1 protein-coding gene is annotated in these 1,616 nt (G+C 61.6%); it reads left to right on the top strand.

Features of this window, described 5'->3' with window-relative positions; genetic code table 11:
- Positions 1–57: 57 nt before the first annotated feature.
- The coding region (locus J2I48_RS28065) for a condensation domain-containing protein (protein WP_310587321.1) at positions 58–1,616 on the top strand (1,559 nt) is incomplete at its 3' end.

Genomic DNA, 1,616 nt, shown 5'->3' with positions numbered 1-1,616 from the left:
TTGCTGGCTCAGGCGGGGGGTGCTTATCTGCAAACCCAGCGTGGCTACTGGCGGGGGGTGGTCAGCCAGGCCCAAGCTTTGCCGCCAATGCCCGACTACTTACTGGCTCCCGGGCCGGTAGCTCAGGTGCATTTTGAACTAACCCCATCGCAGACCCAGACCGTATCGGTGGCCAACGAAGCCTACGGCACCAACAGTGGTGAACTACTCCTAACGGCCCTGTTGCTAGTGCTGGAAAAAGAACTGGGGCGCGATGCGTGGGTGGTGGAACTGGAAGGGCACGGACGGCAGGGCTTCGAGCAGGGTCCGGCGGGTGATCTCAACGTGAGTCGTACGGTGGGCTGGTTCACTAGTCTGTATCCGGTGCTGCTGGCGGTCGATGCCCAGGCTGGATTGTCCCGCACGGTGAAGCTTGTTAAGGAACAAATTCGACTAGTGCCCGACAAGGGGTTGGGCTATGGCGTGTTACGATACCTGAGCGAAGACGGCGCGGCGCTGGCCCTTCAGCCCCAGGTGAGTTTTAACTACCTGGGTGAATTCGGTCAGAAAGAGGCCGCTCCTGCTTCGGCGTTGGGTGTTGGGCTGGTGGTTGTCGACGAAGCTACGCCTGACGAAGCGTCGGTACCGGGGCTATCAGAAGGGTGTTTTCTGGCCGTCAGTGGCGCGGTGGTGGCCGGATGTTTGCAGGTGCAGGTACGGTACCGGTCGGCGGCCTTTACCCCGGCAGGTATCACGGCATTTCGGCAGGCGTTCGACGCACAGTTGATGACCTTGGTGGCGCACTGCGTAGCCCAGCCTACCCGCGCGTTTACCCCATCTGATTTCGGCAATACGCAACTTTCGCTGGACCAATTCGAGCACTTGGCGCACCACTACCCGATGATCAGGGATGTCTACGGGCTGTCGCCGATGCAGGAGGGTATTCTGTTTCACGCCCTGCTCGACACCTCTCCGTCGGCCTATGTCAACCAAATCAGCTATCGCCTGACCGGCCAACTTGAGGCCCGGCGTGTGGAGCAAAGTCTGCAACTACTCATCGACCGCCACGAGGTGCTGCGTACGCTCTTCGACGACAAAACCGCCGACACCCCGGTGCAGGTGGTGCTTAACGAACGGAAAGCTGATTTTCGGTACCACGACCTGCGGAAACAGACGCCCGACCAGCAGGCGACGTTTGTGGCTACTTACCAGGAGCAGGACCGCCAGCGGGGTTTTATCCTTCACCGCGAAGTGCTATTACGGCTAAGCCTGCTGCAACTAGCTGATAATCAATATGAACTGATCTGGACGCACCACCACATTCTCATGGACGGCTGGTGCGCGGGCCTGCTGCTGACCGAATACACCCACCTCTATGCCCAACTCAGCCAGGGCCGCACCCCCCAACTACCGCCCCCCGTGCCCTACCGCCGCTACATCGACTGGCTGGGGCGGCAGGACGTGGCCACCTCCCTGGCCTACTGGCAGCACTACCTGGCTGGCTATGACCAACCCGCCAACCTACCTGCCCACCCAAACGGGGGCGGCAGCGCCGTAGCGGGCTATGAGGTCGGGGAGCTGGATTTCGCCCTGAGCGCGCCCCAGACTCGGGGGCTGGTAGCCCTGGCGGGGGCAGC

This window comes from Fibrella aquatilis (genome assembly GCF_017353255.1).
Classification (GTDB): domain Bacteria; phylum Bacteroidota; class Bacteroidia; order Cytophagales; family Spirosomataceae; genus Fibrella; species Fibrella aquatilis.
Note: the sequence above shows the minus strand (reverse complement) of the source record. Positions and strands in the feature narration are given on the sequence as shown.